Source organism: Mammaliicoccus sp. I-M35 (assembly GCF_022386455.1).
Lineage (GTDB): Bacteria > Bacillota > Bacilli > Staphylococcales > Staphylococcaceae > Mammaliicoccus > Mammaliicoccus sciuri_A.
The window spans coordinates 16,038-42,051 of record NZ_JAJNIL010000004.1 but is presented as its reverse complement, the minus strand read 5'-3'; the positions used below and the strand labels follow the sequence as shown (position 1 = coordinate 42,051).

The window sequence follows — 26,014 nt, the reverse complement described above, 5'->3', positions numbered from 1 at the left end:
ATACTTGAACAATGAACGTACATACAATTGTCCGTTCATTGTTTTATTTCTGAGTTGAGTTGGTGATGTTATGAAAAAAGAAACGATAATCATTATAGCAACAGTCATAATTTTAATAATAGGCATTTTTATAAATTTAAGCTTTGCTTCATCAATTATGAGTTTTAAAACGATATTTCATGCTTTATTACATAATGATCATTCGAAAGATACATTAATTATTAGAACGGTAAGACTACCAAGACTATTAGTTGCGATTATGGTTGGTGTGAGTTTAGCGCTAGCAGGTGCAATCATGCAAGGTATTACGAGAAATGCACTCGCTTCACCTCAAACATTTGGTATTAATGCCGGTGCTTCGTTAGTGCTTGTTGCGGCATTAGTTTTCTTTCCTGATTATAATGGTAATCAAAGTGCGTATATTGGATTTATTGGTGCGATTTTAGGTGGCGTGATTGTGTATACCTTTATTTATGGACATGAGAATAATCAAGTTCGTTTAGCATTAGCGGGTATGACCATTCATTTACTACTATCTTCAGTCACTGAAGTGTTGATATTAATGAACGAAAACGCCACAGATATTCTATATTGGTTAACAGGTTCGTTAAACGGTAAAGATTGGGATAGTGTGGAAGTCTTATTACCATGGTTTGTAATCGGTACGATTATCACAATTATGTTAGCGAGACATTTAACGGTTATTTCACTTGGTGATGATTTAGCTACAGGTTTAGGTGTTTATAAGAAACTGATTTATATCGTATTTGGATTGATGGTTATTATTCTAGCTGGTTCATCAGTATCTGTTGCAGGTCCAATTGGCTTTGTAGGCTTAATTGCACCTCATATTTCTAAGAGGTTGATTAGAGGCGGTTATGAAAGGCATATTATATTAACAGCACTTATTGGTGCAGTGTTACTCGTTTATTCAGATGCGTTATCACATATTATTGCTTATCCTTATGAATCGCCTGTCGGAATTGTAACAGCTTTAATAGGCGGACCATTCTTCCTTTACTTATGTAAAAATGGAAGGAGTGTTCAAAAAGGATGAAACTTAAATGGAAATATATCATCGTTTCACTCGTACTATTGGTCGCATTATTCATTAATCTACAAGTAGGTTCTCAGTTTATAGGTACATCAAAGATTATATCTACATTTTCTGGCTTTTCAGATGATTATGATTTTGTTGTATATAATTATCGATTACCAAGAATGATTATTTCATTGATTGGTGGAGCCTTATTAGGTGTATCAGGTGCTATTGTCCAAAGTTTATTGAGAAATCCTTTAGCATCACCAGATATCATAGGTGTTACAAAAGGAGCAGGATTATTTGCAGTCGCACAAACATTATTGTTACCAGCACTACCATTTTATTTCTTAGGTATTGCTTCATTTATAGGTGCAGTTGTACTCATCATGCTTATTATGCTTATCGGCAAATTGTTCCAAGCAAGTACATACACCATTGCATTAATAGGTGTTGCTTTAAGTGCGATATGTCAGGCGGGTCTTCAATATTTCATGATTAGATATCCAGACAATATTAATACGACATTATTGTGGTTGTCAGGAAGTGTGTGGGGACGGAATTATGATGACTTATGGTTCTTTATACCTGGCATAGTGGTGTTGCCGCTTATTTTCTTATTTGCTCGTAAAATTGACATATTAAGTTTAGGTGATGAATCTGCTGTCAGTTTAGGTGAAAAAGTATCACTTATTAGAAATGTATATCTTGTAATGGCAGCAATTTGTGTTGGATCTGTTGTGTCAGTAACAGGAACAATTGGCTTTATAGGCTTAATTGCACCTCATATAGCAAGGTTATTAGCAGGACCGAAAGCTATTAAATTGTTACCATTGTCAGCTTTAATAGGTTCAATATTCTTATTAGTAGCAGATGCAATAGGTAAAGGGTTGTTTCCACCACTCGAAATTCCTGCAGGTGTAGTAACAGCCATTATAGGTGCACCTTATTTCTTATATTTATTAAAAAAATCTCAAAGTGTGTAATGAGTTATTTAGCCGAAACAGTCATGATTGTTTCGGCTTTTTTGATAGGCATAATTATTTCTTGAGAAATATGGCTGTGATAACATTGCATTAAAAAGAATATTAAGGAAGTGTAAGTATGTCTAATCAATCTGCTTTATTAGTTATGGATATGCAAAATGGTATTGTTGGTAGTTTATCTAATTCGAATGAAATTATCGATAAAAATAAAAAGGCTATCGAAAGTGCTAGGAAACATCAAATTCCCGTCATTTTTGTGAGAGTCGCTTTTTCGAAAGAATTTCATGAAGTGTCACCTCACAACAAATCATTTTCACGAATTAAAGCAAGTGGACAACAAATGAGTGTGAATGATGTATCAACTCAAATTATAGACGAACTTGCACCAAATGAAGATGAAGTTGTTGTTACAAAACATCGCTTTAGTGCTTTTACAGGTAGTAATTTAGAAGTGTTATTGCGTGGTATGCAAATTGATCACCTTATTTTAACAGGTGTGGTAACGAGTGGTGTTGTATTATCTACTTTAGTTGAAGCGGCAGATAAAGACTTCGAATTAACAGTCTTATCAGATGCGATGACAGACAGAGATCTTGAAACACATCAATTTCTAATTGATAAAATTTTTCCTAGGTATGCGGAAGTAACTGAGACGATAGAATGGTCAAATACAATCGTATAGATAGGAGATAATTTATATGCGTCAAGTTTCGAGTGAGGAAAGCTTTAATACGAAACTATATCCTCCAATGATTTTAGGGTCAATATTGAATCCTATCAACTCTTCTATGTTAGCTGTTGCACTTATACCAATTGCACAAGCTTTTGATATACCTTTTTATCAAACGACATGGCTTGTGTCATCGTTATATTTAGCAACGAGTATTGGTCAACCAGTTATAGGTAAGCTTATAGATATATTTGGCCCTAGAGGGTTGTTTTTATTTGCTACAAGTTTAGTAGGTGTAGCAAGTTTGATTGCAATTTTTACACCATCTTTTTATGGATTAGTATTAGCAAGATTTCTTATAGGTATTGGTACTTGTGCAGGTTATCCTTCAGCAATGTATTTAATCAGTTATGAGGGTAAGCGTACAGGTAAAGATAGTCCAAGTAAAATATTAACAATGTTATCGATATCCAATCAGACGATTTCTGTTATTGGTCCAACAATCGGTGGTTTGTTAATTCACAGTGGCGGTTGGCAAGCAATATTCTTAGTTAATGTTCCACTTTCCATTCTGTCATTCGTATTTGGATTTTTATATTATCCAAAAGTTGAAAGTCCGAAAAAATTAAATGCATTAAAAGAACAGATAGACTTTATAGGTATAACGTTGTTTACGATTACTTTAACAACATGGATGATTTTCTTTATGGAGCCAGATCAATCCATTTTTTATCTATTTATAATTGGACTGTTCAGTTTAGTTGCTTTTGTTATCATGGAACTCAAATCTAAAAAACCTTTCATTGATTTAAGAGTCCTTGGTCATAATGGTGCCTTAAACAACACTTTTGTAAGATCACTACTTACGGCAGTTATTTCTTATAGCGTGCTATACGGATATGTTCAATGGTTAGAAGAGGGTAGGGGATTGACTGCAGCACATGCAGGACTCATGATGATACCTCAATTCTTAGTTGGGATTTTTATGGCACAGTTAACAGGCACAAGGCTATCAATCAAGTTCAAACTATATTTAGGAACAATTTGTGCACTCATTACGATGATAGGGTTTCAATTCATACAAGCTGATACACCATTATGGATATTAATATTATTAGCAGCAATTTTCGGTGTGCCACAAGGATTACTAAATTTAGCAAACCAAAATGCACTTTATCATCAAGCACCAAAATCAATGATAGGCATGTCTGCAGGATTATTAAGAACTGCGATGTATATCGGAGCAATCGTATCATCCACTCTTATCAGTACATTATTCAAAGGTGACCACATCACAAATGGTATACATGAACTAGGCTTATTCTGTATGCTGATAGGCGTAGTTATCATTATTCTAACCTTTGTAAGCAGACGTTCATTAAGCGCAAGGTAAGACTGCGGGTTGTCTGAAGTTAGAGAGAGGGTCGGGTAAGTTTTGGAGTGGTTGCTTAGAGTTAGAAGTCGTGGCTTAATGTGTGAGTAAAGCCAAGAGATAGCTAAAGTCATGGCTTAAGTGTTGAATAAAGCCAAGAGATAGCTGAAGTCATGGCTTAAGTAGTGAATAAAGCCAAGAGATAGCCAAAGTCGTGGCTTAAGTAGTGAATAAAGCCAAGAAATCGCTGAAGTCGTGGCTTAATGCCTGAATAAAGCCAAGAGATAGCCAAAGTCATGGCTTAAGTAGTGAATAAAGCCAAGAGATAGCCAAAGTCGTGGCTTAATGTGTGAGTAAAGCCAAGAGATAGCCAAAGTCGTGGCTTAATGCCTGAATAAAGCCAAGAGATAGTCCAAGTCGTGGCTTAAGTAATGAATAAAGCCAAGAGATCGCCAAATTCGTGGCTTAATGTGTGAGTAAAGCCAAGAGATCGCTGAAGTCGTGGCTTAAGTAATGAATAAAGCCAAGAGAAAGTCCAAGTCGTGGCTTAAGTACTGAATAAAGCCAAGAGATCGCTGAAGTCGTGGCTTAATGTGTGAGTAAAGCCAAGAGATAGTCCAAGTTATGGCTTAAGTAGTGAATAAAGCCAAGAGATGGCCCAAGTCTTGGCTTAACACCTGAGTAAAGCCACAACTCCAAACAATTCCACATTCTCCATCAAAAAAAGAGCTAGGACACGTATCCTAGCTCTTTTCATATTTATTTCATTTCTTTAAATGCTTTTAAGAATATTTCTCTTTGTTTTTCTAATGAAATTGGGTCGTTATATTGTGTTTCTGATACATCGAATTTAACGACGTGGTCATTTTTCTTAGCTTCTGTATTTGCCCAAACATTTGTATCTTCGAATGGTGCTTTTTGATCTCCGTTTGCTGCGATTACAACAAAGTCACCTAAATATTTATCGAATTCTTCTGGTGTTATTGAGATAGCATTTGTTTTTTCTGTTGCTTTCTTAAGGTCTTCTGGTTGTTTTAATCCCCAACCGCTATATAAGATTTCAGTACCTCGACCTAATTCATCACTGAATGCCATTAGTCCTTTTGGTGTTTGTTGTAAGACTGTCGCTGTTTTTCCTTTAATAAGTGGATCTAATTCTTCTTTATCATTTTTAAGTTTTTTATCCCATTCTTTAATCCACTCTTTGGCTTTATCTTCTTCGCCGACTAATTCTGCTAATTTAGTTGTATTATCTTTATATGTAGAAGTCATTGCATCAAATGTAACTGTAGGTGCAATTTTTTTAAGTTTATTAAGGTTTTTGTCTTGTGCACTCGTAATAATTAAGTCAGGTTTAGATTTCGCAACTTGTTCAACATTTGTTTGGTCTATTTTCTTAGCATCTTTCGTAACATCTTTAAGTACTTTATTTTGATTAATAAATTCTGGTACCGCTACTGGAGTATGATCAAATTTAACTAATGCGCCGACATATGTTGGATGTAATACGGCAATTCGTTTAGGATTTTTTGGTACGTCAACTTTCTTACCATTATCCATCGTAAATGATTTTGTATCAGAGTTTGAATCTTTCTTACTACTTGAATCTTTATTGTCATTGTTGTTCCCGCATGCTGCAACAAATAAAATTAACGTTAATACTAAAATTAAAACCTTTTTCATTAAAAAGCCTCCCCAATTCATTGATATTGATAATCTTTCTCAATTGTATCAAAATATAGTGATATTACAATAGGTTTTACAAAATTTAAAGAGTGCAATTATTTGAATATCATATTTTTACCATGTATATTGAACGTAGTAAATTCAATTGGAAAGGAGTGAAGGCGTAATGGAATGGCTCATAGGGTTATTAGGTGAAGAGATATTAATTAATTATGTTGCATTTAGCATACATTATTTCATTCCTGTGTTATTAACGCTCTTGTTTGTTTACTTGCAAATGCAGGCAAACATTAAGCTCCACAAAGATTGGATTGTAAGGTTTTCAACTGAAGTAGAGGATCAATACATTTTCGAATGGATAGTCCCTATTTTAAGGTGGAGAACACGTTGCTTATCCAAAACCGTCGATGAAGAAGACGCTAGTCCAATATATTAACGCATAATTAATATATTGGAGGAGAAAGTTTGAAAAAATTATATACAGTTTTAGCATTTTTAGCAGTATCGATATTACTAAGTGGATGTGCACCACAAGAAGGTGGTGTATTTTATACTTCATTAGTAGAACCATTCATTTATTTGATTAAATTCTTTGCATCATTCTTTAATAATAGTTACGGAATTGGCATTATCATCGTTACTATATGTGTAAGACTAATAGTTATGCCGTTTATGTTGCGTTCTTTTAAAGGACAGAAGAAAATGCAATTTAAAATGAAGAAAATAAAACCACAAATGGATGAAATTAATGAGAAGATGAAATCAGCTAAAGATGAACAAGAACGTGCACAATATAGCCAAGAAATGATGGCTTTATATAAAGAACATGGTATAAATCCTTTAGGTATGGGATGTTTACCAATGATTATACAGATGCCGATACTAATGGCGTTGTACTTTGCAATATCTCATAATGATGCACTTGCAAGTCATAGTTTCGCTTGGTTTAACCTAGGTACACCAAATATATTTATGGCACTGATTGCCGGAGCACTCTATTTATTACAAGCATATTTATCAACAAAATATTTACCAGAAGAATCAAATGGACAAATGAAATACATCATGTATATTAGTCCAATTATGATATTTATTGTGAGTATGAGCACACCAGCAGCACTTCCATTATATTGGAGTGCAAGTGCGATTGTACTTATCGTTCAACAATATATATCTAATAAGTACTTTAATTATCACGAAGACGATCTTCAAACAAGTTCATAAATAATAAAAGACGCTCGATATGCCGCTAAAGTCTATGACTTTAGTGGCATTTTTTAATGACTTTTTAGACAGGGTTAAAAGAATAATCAATTTTTATAAAATGTTTGTATATTGAATTAAAGGTGACCATTTTTATAGAAATACTATATTTTATTATTAGTAAATAAACTTTTAGATAAAGCTAACTAATTTCTATAATAGAAATATTTTTCAAACAATTTTGTTTAGAAAATATTTTTATTTTTGATAAATAATGGTATAATAACCAAAAATATACAAAAATTAGGAGGTTAATATGAGGAAAGTTTCAATTATAATTATTTTTTTATTACTTTTTACACAAATTTTTAGTTTTAACAAACAAGTTCAAGCAAAGGACTTAACGAACCATGTTATTAAAGACATCAATGTTACTAAACAAGATGGTTCTAATGGTGAATTTTCACATAGAGAAAGAACTAAAATATCCGTAACCTTTGCCGGAAATGGTACTAAAATTTCACCAAACGATACTTTATCAGTTTTGCTCCCGAAGGAATTATTAGGATTTAATTCAGCAATTTCTTTGAAAAATTCTGAGGGTACAGAACTTGGTACATGTCAGGTATCTAATAATTCTGTTAATTGTACTTTTAATGACAATGTAGAAAAATTAGATAATATTAGAGGAGAATTCTTCTTTGAAGCAGAAATAAATAAATCAGAAGAAGGATCACATAAAGTTGACTTAGATTTTGGAAATACAAATATCACTAAAGTGATAACTGTAAATAATGGGTCTTCTGCAGGAGGAAAATCGGAAGAGATATTTCATAAAACCGGACAGATACTCCCAGATGACGTAAATAATATACAATGGGCAATAAGATTCAATAACAAGCAAGATTATTTTAGAGGAAATGATCCAGCTTTAATATCTGATAATATTGGAAGCGGTATGGAATTAAATAAAGATAGCTTGCAATTATCGGTAAAACAAGTAAATGAAGCACAACCAAGATTTTATACAGTTGAAGAATTTGAAAATGCTGGATTAGGAAATGTTGATGTTACCAATAAAACGATAAATATTAGGTTCAACACACCTAGTTACAATGAATTAATTGTCTATTATTCAACAAAGATCACTGATAATTCATTGAAATCATTTGAAAATCAATCATCAGTTACATATATAGATAAAAATGAAAAACAAATAATAGAGCATTCTAATGCTGTTGTTCAGAATATTAACTCTGGCGGTAAGGCAGAAGGAGATTTAGCAAAATATAGTGGTAAAGTAGTGATTTCTAAAGTTGGAAATGATGAAAAAGGAAATTCAAAACCACTTGAAGGTGCAGAATTTGAATTAGTTAATTTAGATGGAGAAGTAGTTGGTAAAGGAACGACTGATTCAAATGGGACATTAGTTTTTGAAAATATTAAAGGTGGAACACACACGCTTAAAGAGACTAAAATTCCAGATGGATATAAAATTAATGAAGCTGATTTTCCTAGTAAGGTTGTATTAGATTTTGAAAAAGATAAAGAAATTAATTTGACTGTTGTGAACATTAAAGATCCAGAACCAGATAACCCAACACCGGACAATCCGGAACCAGATAACCCAGATCCAGATAACCCAACACCGGACAATCCGGATCCAGATAATCCGGATCCAGATAAACCAGAACCAGACAAGCCGGATCCAGACAAGCCAGATCCAGATAAACCAGAACCAGACAACCCAGATCCAGATAACCCAACACCGGATAATCCGAAACCAGATAATCCAACACCGGATAATCCAAAACCAGATAACCCAACACCGGACAATCCAAAACCAGATAATCCGAAACCGGACAATCCAACACCGGATGAACCAAAACCAGATAATCCAACACCGGATAATCCAACACCGGATAATCCAACACCGGATAATCCAAATCCAGACAAACCAGAGCCAGATAATCCGAAACCAGATAATCCAACACCGGATAATCCGAAACCAGATAAACCAAAACCGGATAATCCAAAACCAGATAACCCAACACCAGATAATCCGAAACCGGATGAACCAAAACCAGATAATCCGAAACCGGATGAGCCAAAACCAGATAACCCGAAACCAGATAAACCAACACCGGACAATCCAAAACCAGATAATCCAACACCGGACAATCCAAGACCGGATGAGCCAAAACCAGATAATCCGAAACCAGATAAACCAACACCGGATAAACCAACACCGGATAATCCGAAACCAGATGAACCAAAACCAGATAATCCAAATCCAGACAAACCAGAGCCAGATAATCCAAAACCAGATAAACCAACATATGAAAAACCGTCACCAGAAGCTCAAAATAAAGAAGAAGCAAAATCAGGTAAATCAAGTGAAGAAAATGTAAATAAAGATCAAGCTAAAAATAATACTGAAAAAGATGGAAATATGACTGCAACATCTGACAAAACACAACAAAAACAAAAAAATGATAAAGATGGAATATTACCTAATACTGGTGAAGTCATACAAAATCATCCAATAATAACAACAGCAAGCATACTATTATTATTAGCAATTGGATCTGTATTACTATTCTTTAGAAAAAAACAAAAATAAGGTAAATGTTGGCCTTAATTGCAAATAAAGACTAACGACTATACAAAAAAGACGCTCAATTTTTGAGCGTCTTTTTATGAATAAAAACATAAAAAAATAACCTTCTATTCGCTTTAGCGTGCATATAGAAGGTTATTAAAATTATATGCAGCTACCGTCACTTAAACGGGCTTATAACTCTATTATAAATAAATTATTAGTATTTGTATAGATATAACTTCAATAAAATTTTATGTGTTTTTTATAGAATTGGAAAAACATATAATGGTATAATGATGTCACAAGCAAGTTGGGTAGATGGTGGCTAATCCAATCTAAGGAGGTTGATGCCTATGAAGGTATTTAAACAATCTTTAGAAAGGAGGATAGCCTTTGTTTTCTATTGAAATTGCAATGCAACTCAAAATAAGCATGAGTATATTAGTACTAATGTTTATTGAAGTAGTCATTGTAATTAATAAAAGACAAAAAAAATAACCTTCTATTCGCTTTGACATGTATAGAAGGTTATTAAATTAATTATATGCAGTCACCGTCACTTAAACGGGCTTGTTGAGGTAACGTGTTCCAGCACGTTACCTTTATTTGATTATAGAATATCATGAAAAAATACAATTTGTCTAGTGACTTAAACACTTGAAGCTCAATTCTCGAGCTTCTTTTTCTTTCTTCTCTTAATGAATTCATATGTAATCAAGATAACAACAATCACCATCATAGGATATATTCTGTAATCGGGAGCAACGAATAATCTTATTAAGATGAATGCGATAATTAATGAGCTAAATAGTATTAAATATTCTTTAGTAAAGATATTGTATTTTTCTTTTTTATATATATCACTTGCTAAAACTAGTGGCATAACTAGTGAAATTCCGATTATTGAACCAATTAATGACGCTAAATCCACTTTGTTGAAGATAATAAGTTGGGTTAATAAAAGAATTGAAATCATATACAATCCATACGTCACACTATAAAACAATTTCTCCTTCATTCTTCTCAGCTCCTTAATTTAAATGGATTTTGAAGTTTACACCTTTTGTAGAGGGCATAATTTTAAAGGTTCCGTTATGAAATGTGATGCAATCCATGATGATTGTTGAACCGATACCGTGTCCTTCTTTGTTGTCTTTTGTTGTGTAATTTGAATGAAGCATGTGTTTCTCTGTCGTCTTGCTTATGCCAACACCGTCATCTTTGTAGTTAATTTCTAAACCTTCATTTATATTCTTAATGTTGATTTCGATGTTTGGGTTACACTTATTATGATCGATACTATTATCTATAAGGTTCATCATCATACGTTCAAAATATAGTTTATTGCCATAAAATTTTTGTTCTGTTAATTCATTGATAATTTCAAGCTTGTCATATTGTATCGTTCTTCTCAGCTGCTTTAATGTTTCTGTAATATCGAATGATTCTTTATGAATGGTCATTTGGTCTGTTTCATATCTAAAGTTATTATTTAAACTATCAATCAGCTCAGTCATATATGCAGCTTTGTCTGAAATTAAAATCGCATATTTCTTAGTATCAATTTCTTCTGATGATAATAGTTTGGCGTAACCATAAATAGATGTTAAAGGTGATTTTAAATCATGAGATAGTTGATTAAGCCATTTCTCGCGGTAGTAATTAATTTGATTTTGATAGATTTTATCTTCAGTCAGTTGTAAGTTTAAGCTTTCTACAGAATCATTAAGTTCTTTAAATAATTTTTTGCTTCTTTTGTTGTAGTGTTTAGAGCTTGGTTTAAATAATTTACCTTTAGAAAGATTTTCTATCCAATCGGTATAGAAGAATAATGGCTTAGAAAGTCTTTTAGAAATGATAAATGCGAAAATGATTACTAAAATCATGTTGAGTATAATCAATAATAAATAAGATAGTGCTAAAAATTTAAATGTCTTATTTTCAATGTCATTAAACTCATCTGTATATTCTACTTTATGATAAGCAGGATTATCTATAAATGTTAATTGATTATCCTTTTCGACATGATAATATTTATTGTAATTATTGATATACAAGCTACTTATCAATTTCTTTGTATCAATATTTTCTGTTGATTGAATAGCATGTCTATGTGATTTTGGATAAATTAATATGACGCTATAGTCATCACTGCGAAATGGAATAGCTTGAGTGTTGTATAAGTTTTCAACAATTTTATTTTTCAAATTCATTTGTTTTTTAGGATAAAGGACATTGGCATTTTTATCGATAATATACAACTGAACATGATTGTCTTTTAATTTTTGTTTTAAATCATCATTTAATTTATAGCCGTTTTCTTCATTTGATATTGAAAAATCCATATAAAAATCATCAACATCATCTAAATCGGAATAAGAAATTTTTATAACATTGGTAAAGAAAAGCCAAATGCCGATAACACCTATAATAAAAGTAATCGTAAGAAAAATAAAAATGTATTTCGTGAATTTCCATGTGAATCTTTTATTCATTTCATTAACCTCTATATATGTAACCTTTACCCCGAACTGTCTGTATAAGTTGAGGATTATTCGGGTCATCTTCTATTTTTTTGCGTAATGTACGTATGTGAACCATTAATGTATTGTCATCCACACTGACTGAATAACCCCATACACGTTCGTATAATTGACTCTTCGTCAAAACTTGGTTTTTATTTTTAATGAAATAAGCGAGAAGGTCATATTCTCTTGATGTCAGGTTAGCTTTTTTGTTGTTTGTGATAACGTCAGTTGTATCAAGATTGACTTGCAAGTTCTTATTATGATGCGTATTGATATTTTTAATATGTACGGAAACGCGATAAGCAAGTTCAATAGGATCAAATGGTTTCTTAACATAATCTACAGCACCATTTTCAAATCCTTTATAAACATCTAAATCAGAATCTTTCGCTGTAACGATAATAAGTTTAGTATCTTCATGTTTAATATATTTGACGAGTTCATAGCCATTTTCTGATTTTAAGTTTAAATCAAGCAACACAACATCAAAGTGATGGGCTTTTAATTTTGCTTCAGCTTCTGGTTTGTCGCTTGCTAAATATATGTCACCTAATTGTTTATTCGATAAGGATATTTTTATCAATGTTTGTATATCTAAATCATCTTCTACTATTAATATTTTGGCAGTCATTTTTACACCTCTATATTATTGTATATTTTCATTTTATATGTATCTACACGTATATGTAAAATTAAGTCAGATTTAAGGTTTATATAAGTCACATTTTATTTTAACTTGTTAATATAATATGTGAGGTGAATAGAATGAACAGAATAGAAGTTGCCGATGCACTAAGAGGATTTAGTTTATTTGGCATATTTATGGCCAATTTATTAATTTTTCAATTTGGTTTAACAGGCCAATTATACATAGAACAGTATCATTTAAGTGGTTTGAATCAAACAATTTATCATATTATCAAGATTATATTTGAAGGCAGCTTTATGCCCATATTTGCGATTTTATTTGGTTTTTCTTTAGATAAGCTCTATCAATCTATGAAAAGTAAACAAGTTAAACGTCCGAGAATTAAACTGTTAAGAAGAGCCATTTTCTTATTAATATTAGGTAGTTTACATGCTTATTTTATATGGGAAGGAGATATATTATTTGGTTATGCACTATCGATGTTAATCGTGATTCCGTTCATTTCATTGAATCGTAAATTTTTTAAATGGGTGACGATTATTGGATTTGGGTTCATATTAGTAATGTCGGTTGGCTCTTTATTTGATACTTCAGCTCCTATTATAGAAACGAGTGATAAAGCTTCGTATGTGCATGAAGTTAAAACATTATTTAGTGAAGGTAGTTATTGGGATATTCGTGAAGCAGATGACACGATACAAGATCCGAAATTCATGCAATTAAAAGCAATGCTTGGCGATAATATAGGTTGGTTATTTGTAATGATTCTGTTTATAGAAGTTCCGTATTTTACTTTAGGTATATGTTTATCTAAATATAAATGGTTTGAAAAACGTATTAAAGATCAACACATTTCAAAATGGTTTATATATATAACACCAGTATGGATATTAGGAAAGTCCTCTTATTTATGGTTATCTAATGAAAATGCAGCAGAGAGCATTGCCATGATATTTGGTATATTGTTGGCCATCAGCTATATTTGTTTATTTAAATATTTATATCAAACGTATCAACAAAACTTAATATTTAGAGGGTTTGAAAGTCTCGGTAAAATGTCGTTATCGATGTATATTTTACAAAGTATTATCGGAACACTCATTCTATATGGCTATGGATTAGGATTATTCGGTAAAGATATACTCATAGTGACATCGTTTAGTTTTATATTAATTTATGTATTACAAATGCTTTTTGCAACATGGTATCAAAAGCATTGGCGATATGGTCCGTTAGAATATATACTTCGAATGTTTACACATTGGAAAATTAAAGTAGGAAAGAGGAGATGAAATAATAATGATTGAAATAGTTAAGAAAGTCGCACGCATATTATTTGTCGTATTTTCAGGGCTATTAGTCGCAAGATATGTCATTCAGCAGCTTAATCAATTTACTGATTTGCAATTAAGTTGGTTCTATTTAGAACGTGTGCCATATAGTTTCATCATCATTGTTATTTTATATTTCATCTGCATTGTCGTTTATAGTTCATTGCGCACATATGAACAAAGAGATTAGTTTAAATATATAAAGAGAGGGAGCAGGACGTGTTATCCAGCTCCCATTTTTGATTGCTATTCTTTCGGTTTAATAGACTTAACATTTTTAAATCCACTTTTCATACTTGCAAGGTGTTCCATGAAATCGTGCCACTCTGTACCAGCTTCTTCAAACGTTTGCTGTAATAATTCATTTTGTGCTTGGTTCAATTTATGAACTAAAGCACTACCTTCTTCAGTAGGGTATAAATGTTTCACACGTCTATCATTGTCAGAGTCTACATATCTAATTAATTTTTTCTCTTTTAATTTTTTTAATGAAGCGTGAGAAGCTTGTTTTGATATTTCAAGTGTAACTAATAAATCTTTAATTGTTATACCTGGCATTTGATCTATAAAAAATAAAAATCTGTGATGTTGTCTATTCATGCCATGGTTTTTAATAATATCGTCAGCTGTATTGATAAATGTTTTGTATGCGAAATAAAAAAGCATATGATCATAATTGTTTTTATTATCCATCGTGTCGACTCCTTTTCAACTATTATAAAGGATAGTTGTTAAAAATTCATTTTTAGGTCAATGAGGTTGACTTAATTTTAAAGTAGGTATATACTAAGAATTGTTATAGGGATTATTAAACATTTGATATTTAATCAAAGGTTTATTTTTTACATTAATAGGTCAACTATATTGACTTAAATTGATTCATAAAAATAGAAAAGGAGAATCGGATATGAAAAAACGTGTCGGGGAATATTTAATGGATTCATTAAGTACAGTAGGAGTAGAAAAAGTATTTGGTGTTCCTGGAGATTTTAATTTAGCATTTTTAGACGATATTGTAAGCAGAGAAGATATGGAATGGGTAGGCAATACGAATGAATTAAATGCAAGTTATGCTGCTGATGGATATGCAAGAATGAATGGTATCAGTGCAATGGTCACTACATTTGGCGTTGGTGAACTAAGTGCAGTTAATGGTATTGCAGGATCTTATGCAGAACGCGTGCCAGTAATAGCTATTACAGGTGCACCAACAACAGTTGTTGAAGAAGCGGGTAAATATGTTCACCATTCATTAGGTGAAGGTAAGTTTGATAGTTATAGAAAAATGTTTAAAGAAATCACAACAGCTCAAGGTTATATTACAGTAGAAAATGCTCAGACTGAAATTCCAAGATTAATTAATGCAGCATTAGCTGAAAAAAGACCTGTTCATATACATTTACCAATCGATGTAGCACAAGCAGAAATTGAAGTTGAAGAAGACTTTAAACCAGCAGAAATGATTAATCAAGATGTTTCACATTACATTGAAATGGTACAACAAAAATTAAAAACAGCTCAGCAACCAGTTATCATTACTGGACATGAAATTAATAGTTTTAAATTACATGATGAATTAGAACGCTTTGTTGAACAAACACAAATTCCAGTTGCACAACTTTCTTTAGGTAAAGGTGCATTTAATGAAGAAAGTCGTTATTATATGGGCATTTATGATGGTAGTATTGCAGAAGAAGAGATTAGAAATTATGTAGATAACAGTGATGCTATTTTAAATATTGGCGCTAAATTAACAGATTCAGCAACTGCAGGTTATTCTTATGGATTTGATATTGATGATGTTGTAATGATCAATCACTTAGATTTCAAATTAAATGATACAACTTCATCAGAATATACATTACCAAGTTTAATGAACGGATTACTTGATATTGAATATAAAAACGAAGCACATTTCCCAGAAAATAATCGTCCAGAAAAAGGTGATTACACAGTTGATAATGCGCCGCTTACACAAGAAACTTACTTTAAAATGATGCAAGATTTTATCGGATTAGATGATATCATCTTAGCAGAACAAGGTACTTCATTCTTCGGTGCGTATGACCTTAACTTATATAAAGACAATACATTTATTGGACAACCATTATGGGGATCAATCGGTTACACATTACCAGCAACAATCGGTACACAAATGTCTAATTTATATAGAAGAAATATATTATTAATCGGTGATGGTTCATTACAATTAACAGCACAAGATATTTCAACAATGATTAGAAACGACCTTAAACCTGTTATTTTTGTTATTAATAATGATGGATACACAGTTGAAAGAAAAATCCACGGCGAACACCAAGTATATAATGATATTCAAATGTGGGACTACAAAATGTTACCAGCCGTATTTGGCGGTAAAGATACAGTAGCCGTTCACGACGTAGAAACATCTGCCGATTTAGAAAATGTATTCTTAAAAATTAACAACGAACCAAATCAAATGCATTTCATAGAAGTTAAAATGGGCGTATCAGACGCACCAGAAAAACTAGACGCAATCGGACAAGCATTCTCAAAACAAAATAGTTAATACAAAAAGTCAGGGACATAATGTAACGTCTCTGACTCTTTTAGTATCTTGGCTGTAGATGACTGAATTGAAAATGCGCTTGTAGCAAGCTTTTTTCAACTCTAGTCATCCTTGCCGGGGCGGGACTACGAAATCTTTTTATCTAAATTAGATTTCTGTCCACGCTCCCATTTTTTTATGTGAAGAGGATGGAGAAGGCAGTATAAACGAGAAGTAGTGCCATTATGAGATTAAATGCTAATTCATGTTGATTAATAAACTTTTTAAAGATTGAACCAAAGACACTCCAACTGAACGAGGAAAGAAATCCGATGAGCGCTAAATATGTAATTAAGATGATTTGGATAGAGAAGTGTTCAAAGTTTGGCGTTATAAATGCAGCTACAACACTTAACGCATAAATCACACCTTTAGGATTTACGAACTGTAACAACATACCAAATTTAATATTATTGTATCTGTTACTAAATGATTGAGCATCCGTACCTTTACTCGTTCCAATTTTGTATGCTAAATAAAGTAAATAAATTGCCCCGAAAATCTTCATATATAATTGTATTTTAGGGAATAGGTGATAGAGAGCAGAACTAAAGAAATTAGATACGAGTAGTAATAAAAAGAAGCCAAGCGCAACACCGATACAGAATCTTACTGTACCTCGTAGACCAGTTTGTTTAGAATAATATAAAGACATAATGTTATTAGGTCCAGGCGTGAAGCTAGAAACAATCGCATAAATCGTCATAGATAATAAAGTCATATAAAACGCCCCTTCAAATTTAACTATTGAGAGTATTGTATCGATAGAAGAAGTGATTGTAAATGGTTGGTGGTGGGGGGAGAATGTTTTGAATTTTATAAAAAGAAGGTGGAAGTATGAAACAACGTATTATGGTTATTGGATGTCCGGGCTCAGGTAAATCAACATTATCAAATAAATTACATAATAACTTAGGAATTCCTTTATATCATTTAGATGAAATAAAATGGCAAAATAGTAACAAAACAATAGATAGTGAGACTTTTGAAGAAATATTAAAAAATATTACTCAATTAGATGAATGGATTATTGATGGTAATTATAACAGTACTTTGGAATTAAGAATGAGGGAAGCCGACATTGTGATCTGGTTAAATTATAGTAGAGCAATTTGTATATTTAGAGTTTTTAAAAGGTTTCTTCAAAGTTTTTATAGAAAATCTGAAGGAGGGAATCCTAAAAGAATGAGTTGGAGTTTTATTAAATTTGTTTGGAATTTTAAAGACCATCATGATAAAAGATTACTTGATTTAAAAGATAAATATAGTAATCAAAATGAATGGATAGTATTAAAGTCTAAACATGACACTAAATTATTTTGTGATAAACTGCAGGAAAGTTAATGTTGTATAGGTTTATTAAATATATATAACGAACTGTAATATTTTAGTTTATCTTTTCCTGCGCATTCTCTATAATAATTGTAAAGAATTATGGAGGTGCATCGATGAACAGTCAAACATACTTACTGGCTCTCAAAAATCGTATCATTCAAGATAAACTTGATGAAGATACGAGGAACTATATTAAAGGTCTGGAGGGTGAACTTTTCATTAAAGATATTCTTGATGAATATCCAGATCTTCATTATTTATATGATTTTCATATAAACTACAAAAATCGCGTTCAAATTGATTTTTTAATTGTAACGGATGATGCTATATGTCACTTTAAAGTTAAACATTATTCCGGAGATTATACGATTAAAGATGGTCAGCTTATGAACGAATTTGGAAACATGTTTTATACACCTTTTCAACAACTGCGACGAGCCAATCATGAATTGAATCATTTAATATCCCATTTGAATATCAACAAACCCTTACATTCCTATCTTATTTTTTCAAACCCCAAATTTACTTTAAAAGGTACAATGCCTCATCAATTCAATATCCTATTACCAACAGAATTACACAAACTTAAATATATGTTCAAAAATAATCATACTATAGAAAATGCTAATATCTTACATATGTTTCAACAAGAGCATAGTGACTTTTCACATCTTTATAACAACATTAAAAAAGTCCCAATGTCTAGTTTAAGACCAGGATTGAAATGCCCGAAATGTAAGAGATTGAATACAGTTGAGGTAGAAGAACGAAAGAAATATTTACGTTGTAAATTCTGTCACGTTGAAATTAGTAGAAATAAATTGTACTTGTATAATTTAATGGAATTCTATACCTGCAAAGGGGAGCCGTTTACTTTATCAGAAGCTCAAAAATGGTGTGAGGTGGAGAATAGTTTAACTATTAGAAGGGTGCTTGATAAAAATTTTAGGTTTATAAATAAGAAGCCAAAGAAATATTATCTTGATAATAAATAAGTATCATCTTTAAGTTTTGAAGTGTATTTATCAAGACTGGCCAAACAAGATAAATAGGGACCTCGTATTTATCAAGACTGGCCAAACAAGATAAATAGGGACCTCGTATTTATCAAGACTGAGCAAACAAGATAAATAGGCGCGTTGTATTTATCAAGACTGGCCAAACAAGATAAATAGGCGCCTTGTATTTATCAAGACTGAGCAAACAAGATAAATAGGCGCGTTGTATTTATCAAGACTAACCAAACAAGATAAATAGGCGCCTCGTATTTATCAAGACTGGTCAAACAAGATAAATAGGCAGCTCGTATTTATCAAGACTGAGCAAACAAGATAAATAGGGGCCTTGTATTTATCAAGACTGGTCAAACAAGATAAATAGGCGCCGTACTTTTATTATCACCCCCCAATCCCCAACCAAAAAAAGGGGTGCACTATGTGCGCCCCTGTTCCTTCTTAAGATAATATTGATATATGGTTATGTTTATTTATGGGTGGAAGATTACTTTATCGTACTGTTTCTTTCTGTTTACTAAGTTATCAAATATTTCTGGTCCTTTTGATAAAGGAAGTACATCGGAGATAATGGGTTTCACATCAATTTCTCCTGTAGACATATAATGTAATGTAGCTGCCCATTCTTCTCCTGGGAATGGGGCGGATAAACCGTTCCATGAACCTATAACATTAAGCTCATTTCTTAATATCTTTTCGAAATGTTGACGGTGAATCTCGATATCTGAATATGGAATACCTAATAGTAAGACTTCGCCACCTTTAGTTGGTAAGGTAAGTACTTGTCCTATCGTAAACGGTGATCCTGCTGATTCAACAGCAACATCAATTTTTTCAGGTATTGCATATATAGCCTCATCTAAGTCTGTTTCTTTAGAATTAATCGTATAATCCGCGCCGAGTTGCTTAGCGATTTCTAATTTATGGTCATCAATATCTATTGCGATTATTTTAGCAGCTCCAAATATTTTCGACCATTGAATGGCTAGTAATCCGATGCTACCACATCCCATGACTGCTACAGTTGCACCCGGCTTCATTCGTGTTCTGTAAAATCCATGTGCAACGACTGCAGAAGGTTCGACCATTGCTGCAGTATCTAAATCTACATTTTCTGGTGCTTTAAGTACATTGCTTGCTGGGAGTTTCACATATTCTGCAAAACAACCAGGTTCATATGATCCAATCACATATAAATTTTCACAACGTGAGTATTCGCCTTTTTCACAGTAATGGCATTGATGGCATACGACAGCAGGGCATCCTGTTACAGCATCTCCGACATTTAATCCTGATACGTCGCTACCAACTTCCTCAACAATTCCTGAAAATTCATGTCCGAACGTCATACCTTGTTTGTAAGGTCCAAGCTTTTTGTAACGGGAGGTATCTGATCCACAGATACCTGTTGCTTTAACTTTTATAATGACATCATTCGGTGCATCTATCTTTGGTACAGCTGTTTCTTCAAATCTTAAATCTTCAATACCATATAAATTTAAGGCTTTCAAAAGTATTATCCTCCCCTCTATTTATATTATGAGGTTTGTTCTGAAGTCACTTTCTTCTTCTTGAAAAGTTTAGAACCGAAATAACTTAAGAAGACAGCACTATTACATACGAGTAAATTATCCATATAGAATTGTGTAATACCTCTCATTGGCCCAAGCATAAAATCTAACATGTGTTCAACCATAATCAACATTCTCCTTTTTTATCTTTTAAAAGATTATTTGTTTATTCGATAGGGCGAAGTAATACTTTAATACCTTCGCCGCCTTTAATGTGATTGTAACCTTCATCCCATTCAGTAATATCAAGCTCAGCAGTAACAAGTGCTTCTGCATTTACTTGTCCAGTACTCATGAGTTGTAATGATGGTTCCCAATCAGCAGGTTTCTGACTTCTACTACCAACAACTCTAATTTCTTTTTGAACGATTTTTTCTAAATCAAAAGGTATTTCGGGATCTTTAAAAATACCAACTTGAACATATAGACCTTTTTTGCGTAATAGATCAAGACCTTGCTTAGCAGCAGGTACAGCGCCTGAACATTCTAATACAACGTCTGCGCCGTATCCGTCTGTAATGTTATTAACATATTCTTTTAAGTCTGTATGTTGAATATTCACAACATGATCTAAATTTAATTCTTCTGCTTTTGCTAAACGCGCTTTATCGTTATCTAAACCAGTTATAACGACTTTGCCACCTTTACTTTTAACGACTTGTGCGACGAGAAGACCAATTGGACCTGGTCCCATAACAACAACAGTATCACCTTGATTAATTTCAATTTTAGACACTGCGTGATGTGCACAAGCAAGTGGTTCAGTCATAGAAGCGGCTTTATATGAAACATTGTCAGGTAACTTGTGAACACTTGCTGCTCTTGCTACAAGATATTGTGTGAAGCCACCGTTTTGTTGCGTACCTAAACCTTTACGATGATTACATAAATTGTAGTCTCCTGATTGACAGTATTCACATTCACCACAAATATAATATGTTGTTTCAGACGTTACACGATCACCAATTTCGAATCCTTCAACTTTATCACCAAGCTCAACGATTTTTCCAGAAAATTCATGGCCAAGTGTTACAGGGAAGTTTACATTGTAATGACCTTCATATGTGTGGACATCTGTACCACAAATACCGGCATAATGAACTTTTATTTTTATCTCATTTTCATTTGGTTCTGGAATTTCTTTATCTAAAATTTCTAAATTACCAAAACCAGGTGCTGTTTTTACTAATGCTTTCATTTAAAGTCATCCCCTTAATGTTAGTTGAACAATGCAAAGAACTTGAAGATAATATAGTTTAAGATGTTACCACCTTGGTCAAGACTTGAGATTTGTGAAGATCCTGATGGCATTTTCACACTAGTACCGTCAGCCATGCTTGTGAAGATAGGTGCTACATCTGTTGCGATGTATAGTGAAATTGCAATCATAATTGTACCTACAATAACTGAATGTATGATATTACCGCGTGCTGCACCTACGATAAATGCGACGATAAATGGAATTGTTGCTAAGTCACCAAAAGGTAATACTTGGTTACCTGGTAAAATAACAGCTAATAATACAGTTACAGGTACTAAGATTAAAGCAGTTGAGATAACAGCTGGGTGACCTAATGCAACCGCAGCATCTAAACCGATATAAATTTCACGATCTCCAAAGCGTTTGTTTAACCATGTACGAGCTGATTCTGATACAGGCATTAAACCTTCCATAAGAATCTTAACCATACGAGGCATTAAGACCATAACAGCAGCCATTGACATACCTAAGTTAATAACGTCACCAGCGTTGTAGCCAGCTAATAAACCAATTGCTAAACCAAGTACTAAACCAACAAATATAGATTCACCGAAAGCGCCAAAACGTTTTTGAATTGTATCTGGGTCAGCATTTAATTTGTTAATACCAGGCACTTTTTGAAGCCCTTTAACAAGGAAGATACCAGGTACATAAGAAATCGTACTACCAGTTGCAATAGATACACCTGGTAAATCATAGAATTTACTCATCATTGGTGCAGTCCAGTCAGCTACTTTTAAGCAGACAATTTGGAATAATGCAGCTGCAACTAATGATTGCCAAATGCTTCCCGAAACGGCATAAACCATTGCACCACAGAATGTATAGTGCCAGAAGTTCCAAATATCAACGTTCATTGTTTTAGTTGTTTTAGTTAATAACATGATGACATTAATCACAATACCTAAAGGAATAATAAATGCAGCGATAACAGATGCCCATGCAATTGATGATGTAGCAGGCCAACCTACATCGATTACATTTAAACTTACGCCTAAATTTTTAACCATTGCTTGTGCTGCTGGTCCTAAATTGTTAACAAGTAAATCAATTACTAAGAAAATACCTACGAAGGCAACACCAATCGTTAAACCAGATCTAAATGCTGCGCCAACTTTCTGTCTGAAAAATAACCCTAATAAGAATATGACAATCGGTAAAATTACCGTTGCACCTAAATCAAGAAATGCTTGAATAAAATTTACAAAACCATTCATTCCCTACACCATCCTCTTTTTAGAAGAATGAGGATGAAATATGATTTATTCCAACCTCATGCTAGTTTTTAATTTTGAATTTGTTTAACTTTGTAAAGCGTCTAAAATTTCTTTCTTAGTATCTTCAACACCAATTCCAGTTAAGAAGTTACGTGCGTTAATAACTGGGAATTTGTATTCTTTTTGTGTCATTGCTGTTGTTACTAATAAATCAGCTGTATCAGCGTATGCACCAACTTCAGAGATTTTGATTTGTTTTAAATCTACTTTAATGTTGTGTTCTTTAGCCATTTCCTCAATTGCGTTGTTAACCACTGTTGACGTTGCGATTCCTGCTCCACATGCTACTAATACTTGTTTCATAATAATTTCCTCCTAATTTGAGTCGATGTGTACATCGAACTCTTCCTGTTAATTTTTTTATACTTCGCTTAATTCTTTATCTATTGCATCTACAATCGTTTGTTTATCTTGTGCATTGGCAATCAATTCAAGTAATTGATCGTTTTGGAAGATTCCCATCAGTTTTTGTAATAATGATAGTTGAGCATCTTCTTTATCCATTGCTAACATGAATATTAATTTCACATCTGTTGTTTCTTCAATTTCTCCCATAATGACAAATGGAACGGTTTCTTTTAGTACTGCAATACCTATTGATCTCGTCTGAACGTGTTGTATGTCGGTATGTGGGATTGCCACTGAGCAATATACAGTTGGTAAACCAGTTGCAAATGACTTTTCTCTTTCTATCACTGCGTCTTTGTAAGTGTCTTTAACATAATTATTTTGATACATAACATCTGACAACTTACTCAACGCTTCAACATTCGTCTTAGCTTCTAAATCTAGAATGACGTTAGAAGCATCGATCTTTAAATCTTGCATATTATGCAACCCCTTTGACTTAATCTATTTTTGAAAAGTGTTGAATGATTTTATATACATCAATTTTTGAATCTGTTTGAACAATTTGTTGTATAGCTTCATCGTCTTGAGACATATCTCTCAGTTGTAGTAGTGGTCTTAAATGTTTGAACTTATCTGTAGCAGCGATTGCTACGAAGATATGAACTTTTAATCCAGTACTCAACTCGAGTGGCTCTTTCAGAATCAACATACTCATTGCAGTCCTATGAACGACTTGATCACCATCAGCATGAGGGATTGCGATATTTTGGTTAATAACCATATACGTATCATCAAATGCTGCATGCATCTTATCTATATAAAGCGGGTCGACATAGTTCATTCTTACTAACGGATTAGCCGTTAATTGAATGGCTTCTTTAATATCAGCTACGCGCTCTACAAAATTGATATGATTGGTTGGTAATAAATCTTGTAAGTTCAAAGTACTATTGATAGATAATGTTGATGCTTTAACTGATGAATATGCATACGTATCTTCAAATTGTGCTTTTACAATTTTGAAAAGCTCTGATTCATTATGAATTGTTGCATGTTCTCTAATAGCCGAAATCATTTTTTCGACTTGTATTTCTGTTTCCATCGTATTATTTAATTGACCGAATACATGTTGCCGTAGTTCATGTTTTTCTTGAGCAGTTAATATCGTTTTCGTGATATACAATTTTTTAGGTGTCATGATATGCATCGGTGAAAAGACGATATCAAAGTCTAATTCATACTGATTGAAATCACGTAATGACAATGCATCAAGGAATATAAATTCAGGAAATACACTTCGCAACTCTTGTAACATGAGCTGAGAAATGGATGTACCTTGTGTACAAACAACGACTGCTTTTACTTTTTGTTCAATTTCTTCATCTTGCCTTCTTAAACTGCCACCAATCAGTATGGTTAAATAAGCAATTTCATTTTCAGGTAATGATTGCCCGAAGAACTTTTCTAAAGGTTTTGAAGATAATTTAACGAGATGAAAGAGTTCTTTATAATCTTCTTTTAAGGAATTTTCTAAACCTTCTACATCAGATAATTGATATCGAATTCTGTAAAAAGCAGGTTCCATATGAAGCATTAATTGGTTAATCAAAGAATCTCTATCTTTAAATTTAATAAAAGTAATTTTTTCAAATTGAACAATCATGTCTATAAGTGCTTTTTTGAGTTCTGGGATATGTTGAACATCACTGACATCTGACCACTGAACACTCGTTGACAACAACTGTAAAGTAATGAATAACTTTTCTTGTCTCGGAATATTTGGATAGTTCGATGTCAAAATTTCTGTTGCTTGATATTCTTTCGTATCCGATAAATCGTCATATCCTATAGAAAATGATGAAACAATTTTGTCATTCTTAATTCTTCGTAAAATTAAATAAAGTTTATAAGGTAATGTTTGTGTACTTTGATCAATGAATTTCCTGTCTAAATATTGTTCGATTTTAGTGATTTGTTTATTGATTAATTCAATTTTTTCATCAATAATACTTAAACTTTTGACGATATCAGACTGAGCAATATGCATTGTAAAGACTTTATCGATGAGCCTCATAAGAAGCCTTCGAATTTCAAATTCACTACCAGCTAAGTAATAACCATTTGTACGACTATATTTCAAATTAACTTCGTATGGTTGTAGAAGTTCTTTCAATTTCTTAATATCATTTAGAATCGTATTTTTGCTGACTTCTAAATCAATTGAGAAGTGATTTAATGAAAGACCTTCTTCTTCACTAAACAACATCAATAAAATGAGGTGTGCACGTTGGTATGCGGTATATACCTGCTCATTCTCTTGATAGGTGGATTCAATTGGAACATTAAGAAAATCTTTAATGGTGTCATCAACGATAAAATAACCTTGGCTAGTTCGTTCGATTTCCGGATAATCATGTTCTTTAAACCAGTCATTTAACTTTTGAATCCTGTACCCAAGTTGTCTTCGTGAAATGTTAAACATTGATTCTAAGTCTTTGCCTTTTACTTTTGGATTTTTTATCATTTCTGAAATGATATTAAAGTTTTCTT

At 32.6% G+C, this 26,014-nt stretch carries 25 protein-coding genes; 12 read left to right on the top strand and 13 right to left on the bottom strand.

Features of this window, described 5'->3' with window-relative positions; translation table 11 throughout:
* Window positions 1–70: 70 nt before the first annotated feature.
* The 4 genes from LQ679_RS05945 (at window position 71) to LQ679_RS05930 (ending at window position 4,088) form a co-directional block, all read left to right on the top strand.
* On the top strand, window positions 71–1,057 hold the full coding sequence (locus LQ679_RS05945; RefSeq protein ID WP_103361815.1) for a FecCD family ABC transporter permease: 987 nt from the start codon (window positions 71–73) through the stop codon (window positions 1,055–1,057).
* Window positions 1,054–2,025: a FecCD family ABC transporter permease gene (locus tag LQ679_RS05940; RefSeq protein ID WP_204253277.1), complete on the top strand. Its 972-nt coding sequence runs from the start codon at window positions 1,054–1,056 to the stop codon at window positions 2,023–2,025. Before LQ679_RS05945 ends, LQ679_RS05940 begins: the two co-directional genes overlap by 4 nt.
* 118 nt (window positions 2,026–2,143) lie before the next feature.
* Window positions 2,144–2,707, top strand: coding sequence for a cysteine hydrolase family protein (locus tag LQ679_RS05935; protein ID WP_239762257.1), 564 nt, complete (start codon window positions 2,144–2,146; stop codon window positions 2,705–2,707).
* A 16-nt stretch (window positions 2,708–2,723) separates the two neighbouring features.
* The gene (locus LQ679_RS05930) at window positions 2,724–4,088 is read left to right on the top strand and encodes an MFS transporter (protein ID WP_239762256.1); all 1,365 of its coding nucleotides are present in this window, start codon (window positions 2,724–2,726) and stop codon (window positions 4,086–4,088) included.
* Window positions 4,089–4,826: 738 nt separating this feature from the next.
* Here LQ679_RS05930 and LQ679_RS05925 read toward each other — a convergent pair.
* Window positions 4,827–5,750, bottom strand: a complete 924-nt coding sequence (locus LQ679_RS05925) for an ABC transporter substrate-binding protein (protein ID WP_037590158.1) — start codon at window positions 5,748–5,750, stop codon at window positions 4,827–4,829.
* A gap of 169 nt (window positions 5,751–5,919) precedes the next feature.
* Here LQ679_RS05925 and LQ679_RS05920 point away from each other — a divergent pair, with 169 nt between their 5' ends.
* From LQ679_RS05920 to LQ679_RS05910, 3 genes are all read left to right on the top strand, one after another.
* Window positions 5,920–6,189: a hypothetical protein gene (locus LQ679_RS05920; RefSeq protein ID WP_037590157.1), complete on the top strand. Its 270-nt coding sequence runs from the start codon at window positions 5,920–5,922 to the stop codon at window positions 6,187–6,189.
* 29 nt (window positions 6,190–6,218) lie between these two features.
* Window positions 6,219–6,977 (top strand): membrane protein insertase YidC, encoded by a 759-nt coding sequence (gene yidC, locus LQ679_RS05915; protein WP_239762255.1) that lies wholly within the window; start codon window positions 6,219–6,221, stop codon window positions 6,975–6,977.
* Window positions 6,978–7,272: 295 nt separating this feature from the next.
* Window positions 7,273–9,579, top strand: a complete 2,307-nt coding sequence (locus LQ679_RS05910; protein ID WP_239762254.1) for a SpaA isopeptide-forming pilin-related protein — start codon at window positions 7,273–7,275, stop codon at window positions 9,577–9,579.
* Window positions 9,580–10,222: 643 nt separating this feature from the next.
* Here the strand turns inward: LQ679_RS05910 and LQ679_RS05905 are convergent.
* The 3 genes from LQ679_RS05905 to LQ679_RS05895 are packed head-to-tail and all read right to left on the bottom strand — an operon-like array spanning window position 10,223 to window position 12,717.
* A complete protein-coding gene (locus LQ679_RS05905; RefSeq protein ID WP_239762253.1) occupies window positions 10,223–10,576 on the bottom strand; it encodes a hypothetical protein in 354 nt (117 codons plus the stop codon).
* Window positions 10,577–10,589: 13 nt separating this feature from the next.
* Window positions 10,590–12,053 (bottom strand): sensor histidine kinase, encoded by a 1,464-nt coding sequence (locus LQ679_RS05900; RefSeq protein WP_037590492.1) that lies wholly within the window; start codon window positions 12,051–12,053, stop codon window positions 10,590–10,592.
* 4 nt (window positions 12,054–12,057) lie between these two features.
* Window positions 12,058–12,717: a response regulator transcription factor gene (locus LQ679_RS05895; RefSeq protein WP_204253272.1), complete on the bottom strand. Its 660-nt coding sequence runs from the start codon at window positions 12,715–12,717 to the stop codon at window positions 12,058–12,060.
* Window positions 12,718–12,851: 134 nt separating this feature from the next.
* On the opposite strand from LQ679_RS05895, the gene LQ679_RS05890 reads away from it, so the two are divergent.
* Together LQ679_RS05890 and LQ679_RS05885 are read left to right on the top strand one after the other, a co-directional pair.
* Window positions 12,852–14,027: a DUF418 domain-containing protein gene (locus tag LQ679_RS05890; RefSeq protein ID WP_239762252.1), complete on the top strand. Its 1,176-nt coding sequence runs from the start codon at window positions 12,852–12,854 to the stop codon at window positions 14,025–14,027.
* A gap of 7 nt (window positions 14,028–14,034) precedes the next feature.
* Window positions 14,035–14,256 (top strand): hypothetical protein, encoded by a 222-nt coding sequence (locus tag LQ679_RS05885; protein ID WP_037590487.1) that lies wholly within the window; start codon window positions 14,035–14,037, stop codon window positions 14,254–14,256.
* Window positions 14,257–14,312: 56 nt separating this feature from the next.
* Here the strand turns inward: LQ679_RS05885 and LQ679_RS05880 are convergent, their stop codons facing one another.
* Window positions 14,313–14,759, bottom strand: coding sequence for a MarR family winged helix-turn-helix transcriptional regulator (locus LQ679_RS05880; RefSeq protein WP_239762251.1), 447 nt, complete (start codon window positions 14,757–14,759; stop codon window positions 14,313–14,315).
* A 214-nt stretch (window positions 14,760–14,973) separates the two neighbouring features.
* On the opposite strand from LQ679_RS05880, the gene LQ679_RS05875 reads away from it, so the two are divergent.
* Window positions 14,974–16,617: an alpha-keto acid decarboxylase family protein gene (locus tag LQ679_RS05875; protein WP_159315955.1), complete on the top strand. Its 1,644-nt coding sequence runs from the start codon at window positions 14,974–14,976 to the stop codon at window positions 16,615–16,617.
* A gap of 175 nt (window positions 16,618–16,792) precedes the next feature.
* Here the strand turns inward: LQ679_RS05875 and LQ679_RS05870 are convergent, their stop codons facing one another.
* A complete protein-coding gene (locus tag LQ679_RS05870; RefSeq protein WP_204259048.1) occupies window positions 16,793–17,377 on the bottom strand; it encodes a LysE family translocator in 585 nt (194 codons plus the stop codon).
* A gap of 116 nt (window positions 17,378–17,493) precedes the next feature.
* On the opposite strand from LQ679_RS05870, the gene LQ679_RS05865 reads away from it, so the two are divergent.
* Both LQ679_RS05865 and LQ679_RS05860 read left to right on the top strand, forming a co-directional pair.
* Window positions 17,494–18,000, top strand: coding sequence for a P-loop NTPase family protein (locus tag LQ679_RS05865; protein ID WP_037590484.1), 507 nt, complete (start codon window positions 17,494–17,496; stop codon window positions 17,998–18,000).
* Between the two features lie 104 nt (window positions 18,001–18,104).
* Entirely contained in the window at window positions 18,105–18,986 is an 882-nt protein-coding gene (locus LQ679_RS05860) for a nuclease-related domain-containing protein (protein WP_239762250.1), read from the top strand.
* A gap of 491 nt (window positions 18,987–19,477) precedes the next feature.
* On the opposite strand, the gene LQ679_RS05855 is transcribed toward LQ679_RS05860, so the two are convergent.
* The 7 genes from LQ679_RS05855 to LQ679_RS05825 all read right to left on the bottom strand — a co-directional run bounded on the left by LQ679_RS05855 (window position 19,478) and on the right by LQ679_RS05825 (window position 25,988).
* A complete protein-coding gene (locus LQ679_RS05855; RefSeq protein WP_239762249.1) occupies window positions 19,478–20,515 on the bottom strand; it encodes a galactitol-1-phosphate 5-dehydrogenase in 1,038 nt (345 codons plus the stop codon).
* A 26-nt stretch (window positions 20,516–20,541) separates the two neighbouring features.
* Window positions 20,542–20,700: a hypothetical protein gene (locus tag LQ679_RS05850; protein ID WP_088592136.1), complete on the bottom strand. Its 159-nt coding sequence runs from the start codon at window positions 20,698–20,700 to the stop codon at window positions 20,542–20,544.
* A gap of 41 nt (window positions 20,701–20,741) precedes the next feature.
* Window positions 20,742–21,773, bottom strand: a complete 1,032-nt coding sequence (locus LQ679_RS05845) for a zinc-binding dehydrogenase (protein WP_239762248.1) — start codon at window positions 21,771–21,773, stop codon at window positions 20,742–20,744.
* Between the two features lie 20 nt (window positions 21,774–21,793).
* Entirely contained in the window at window positions 21,794–23,053 is a 1,260-nt protein-coding gene (locus LQ679_RS05840) for a PTS galactitol transporter subunit IIC (RefSeq protein WP_107565950.1), read from the bottom strand.
* 84 nt (window positions 23,054–23,137) lie between these two features.
* Window positions 23,138–23,416 carry a PTS sugar transporter subunit IIB gene (locus LQ679_RS05835; RefSeq protein ID WP_037590477.1) on the bottom strand — a complete coding sequence of 93 codons (279 nt, stop codon included), beginning with the start codon at window positions 23,414–23,416 and terminating at the stop codon, window positions 23,138–23,140.
* 57 nt (window positions 23,417–23,473) lie between these two features.
* The gene (locus tag LQ679_RS05830) at window positions 23,474–23,941 is read right to left on the bottom strand and encodes a PTS sugar transporter subunit IIA (protein ID WP_037590476.1); all 468 of its coding nucleotides are present in this window, start codon (window positions 23,939–23,941) and stop codon (window positions 23,474–23,476) included.
* A gap of 19 nt (window positions 23,942–23,960) precedes the next feature.
* A complete protein-coding gene (locus LQ679_RS05825; RefSeq protein WP_239762247.1) occupies window positions 23,961–25,988 on the bottom strand; it encodes a BglG family transcription antiterminator in 2,028 nt (675 codons plus the stop codon).
* Window positions 25,989–26,014: the final 26 nt, after the last annotated feature.

Bases quoted from the DNA above. Each gene is read 5' to 3' on its own strand.
- LQ679_RS05945 (WP_103361815.1), top strand. From the start codon at position 71: ATGAAAAAAGAAACGATAATCATTATAGCAACAGTCATAATTTTAATA.
- LQ679_RS05940 (WP_204253277.1), top strand. From the start codon at position 1,054: ATGAAACTTAAATGGAAATATATCATCGTTTCACTCGTACTATTGGTC.
- LQ679_RS05935 (WP_239762257.1), top strand. From the start codon at position 2,144: ATGTCTAATCAATCTGCTTTATTAGTTATGGATATGCAAAATGGTATT.
- LQ679_RS05930 (WP_239762256.1), top strand. From the start codon at position 2,724: ATGCGTCAAGTTTCGAGTGAGGAAAGCTTTAATACGAAACTATATCCT.
- LQ679_RS05925 (WP_037590158.1), bottom strand. From the start codon at position 5,750: ATGAAAAAGGTTTTAATTTTAGTATTAACGTTAATTTTATTTGTTGCA.
- LQ679_RS05920 (WP_037590157.1), top strand. From the start codon at position 5,920: ATGGAATGGCTCATAGGGTTATTAGGTGAAGAGATATTAATTAATTAT.
- LQ679_RS05910 (WP_239762254.1), top strand. From the start codon at position 7,273: ATGAGGAAAGTTTCAATTATAATTATTTTTTTATTACTTTTTACACAA.
- LQ679_RS05905 (WP_239762253.1), bottom strand. From the start codon at position 10,576: ATGAAGGAGAAATTGTTTTATAGTGTGACGTATGGATTGTATATGATT.
- LQ679_RS05900 (WP_037590492.1), bottom strand. From the start codon at position 12,053: ATGAATAAAAGATTCACATGGAAATTCACGAAATACATTTTTATTTTT.
- LQ679_RS05895 (WP_204253272.1), bottom strand. From the start codon at position 12,717: ATGACTGCCAAAATATTAATAGTAGAAGATGATTTAGATATACAAACA.
- LQ679_RS05890 (WP_239762252.1), top strand. From the start codon at position 12,852: ATGAACAGAATAGAAGTTGCCGATGCACTAAGAGGATTTAGTTTATTT.
- LQ679_RS05885 (WP_037590487.1), top strand. From the start codon at position 14,035: ATGATTGAAATAGTTAAGAAAGTCGCACGCATATTATTTGTCGTATTT.
- LQ679_RS05880 (WP_239762251.1), bottom strand. From the start codon at position 14,759: ATGGATAATAAAAACAATTATGATCATATGCTTTTTTATTTCGCATAC.
- LQ679_RS05875 (WP_159315955.1), top strand. From the start codon at position 14,974: ATGAAAAAACGTGTCGGGGAATATTTAATGGATTCATTAAGTACAGTA.
- LQ679_RS05870 (WP_204259048.1), bottom strand. From the start codon at position 17,377: ATGACTTTATTATCTATGACGATTTATGCGATTGTTTCTAGCTTCACG.
- LQ679_RS05865 (WP_037590484.1), top strand. From the start codon at position 17,494: ATGAAACAACGTATTATGGTTATTGGATGTCCGGGCTCAGGTAAATCA.
- LQ679_RS05860 (WP_239762250.1), top strand. From the start codon at position 18,105: ATGAACAGTCAAACATACTTACTGGCTCTCAAAAATCGTATCATTCAA.
- LQ679_RS05850 (WP_088592136.1), bottom strand. From the start codon at position 20,700: ATGGTTGAACACATGTTAGATTTTATGCTTGGGCCAATGAGAGGTATT.
- LQ679_RS05845 (WP_239762248.1), bottom strand. From the start codon at position 21,773: ATGAAAGCATTAGTAAAAACAGCACCTGGTTTTGGTAATTTAGAAATT.
- LQ679_RS05840 (WP_107565950.1), bottom strand. From the start codon at position 23,053: ATGAATGGTTTTGTAAATTTTATTCAAGCATTTCTTGATTTAGGTGCA.
- LQ679_RS05835 (WP_037590477.1), bottom strand. From the start codon at position 23,416: ATGAAACAAGTATTAGTAGCATGTGGAGCAGGAATCGCAACGTCAACA.
- LQ679_RS05830 (WP_037590476.1), bottom strand. From the start codon at position 23,941: ATGCAAGATTTAAAGATCGATGCTTCTAACGTCATTCTAGATTTAGAA.
- LQ679_RS05825 (WP_239762247.1), bottom strand. From the start codon at position 25,988: ATGATAAAAAATCCAAAAGTAAAAGGCAAAGACTTAGAATCAATGTTT.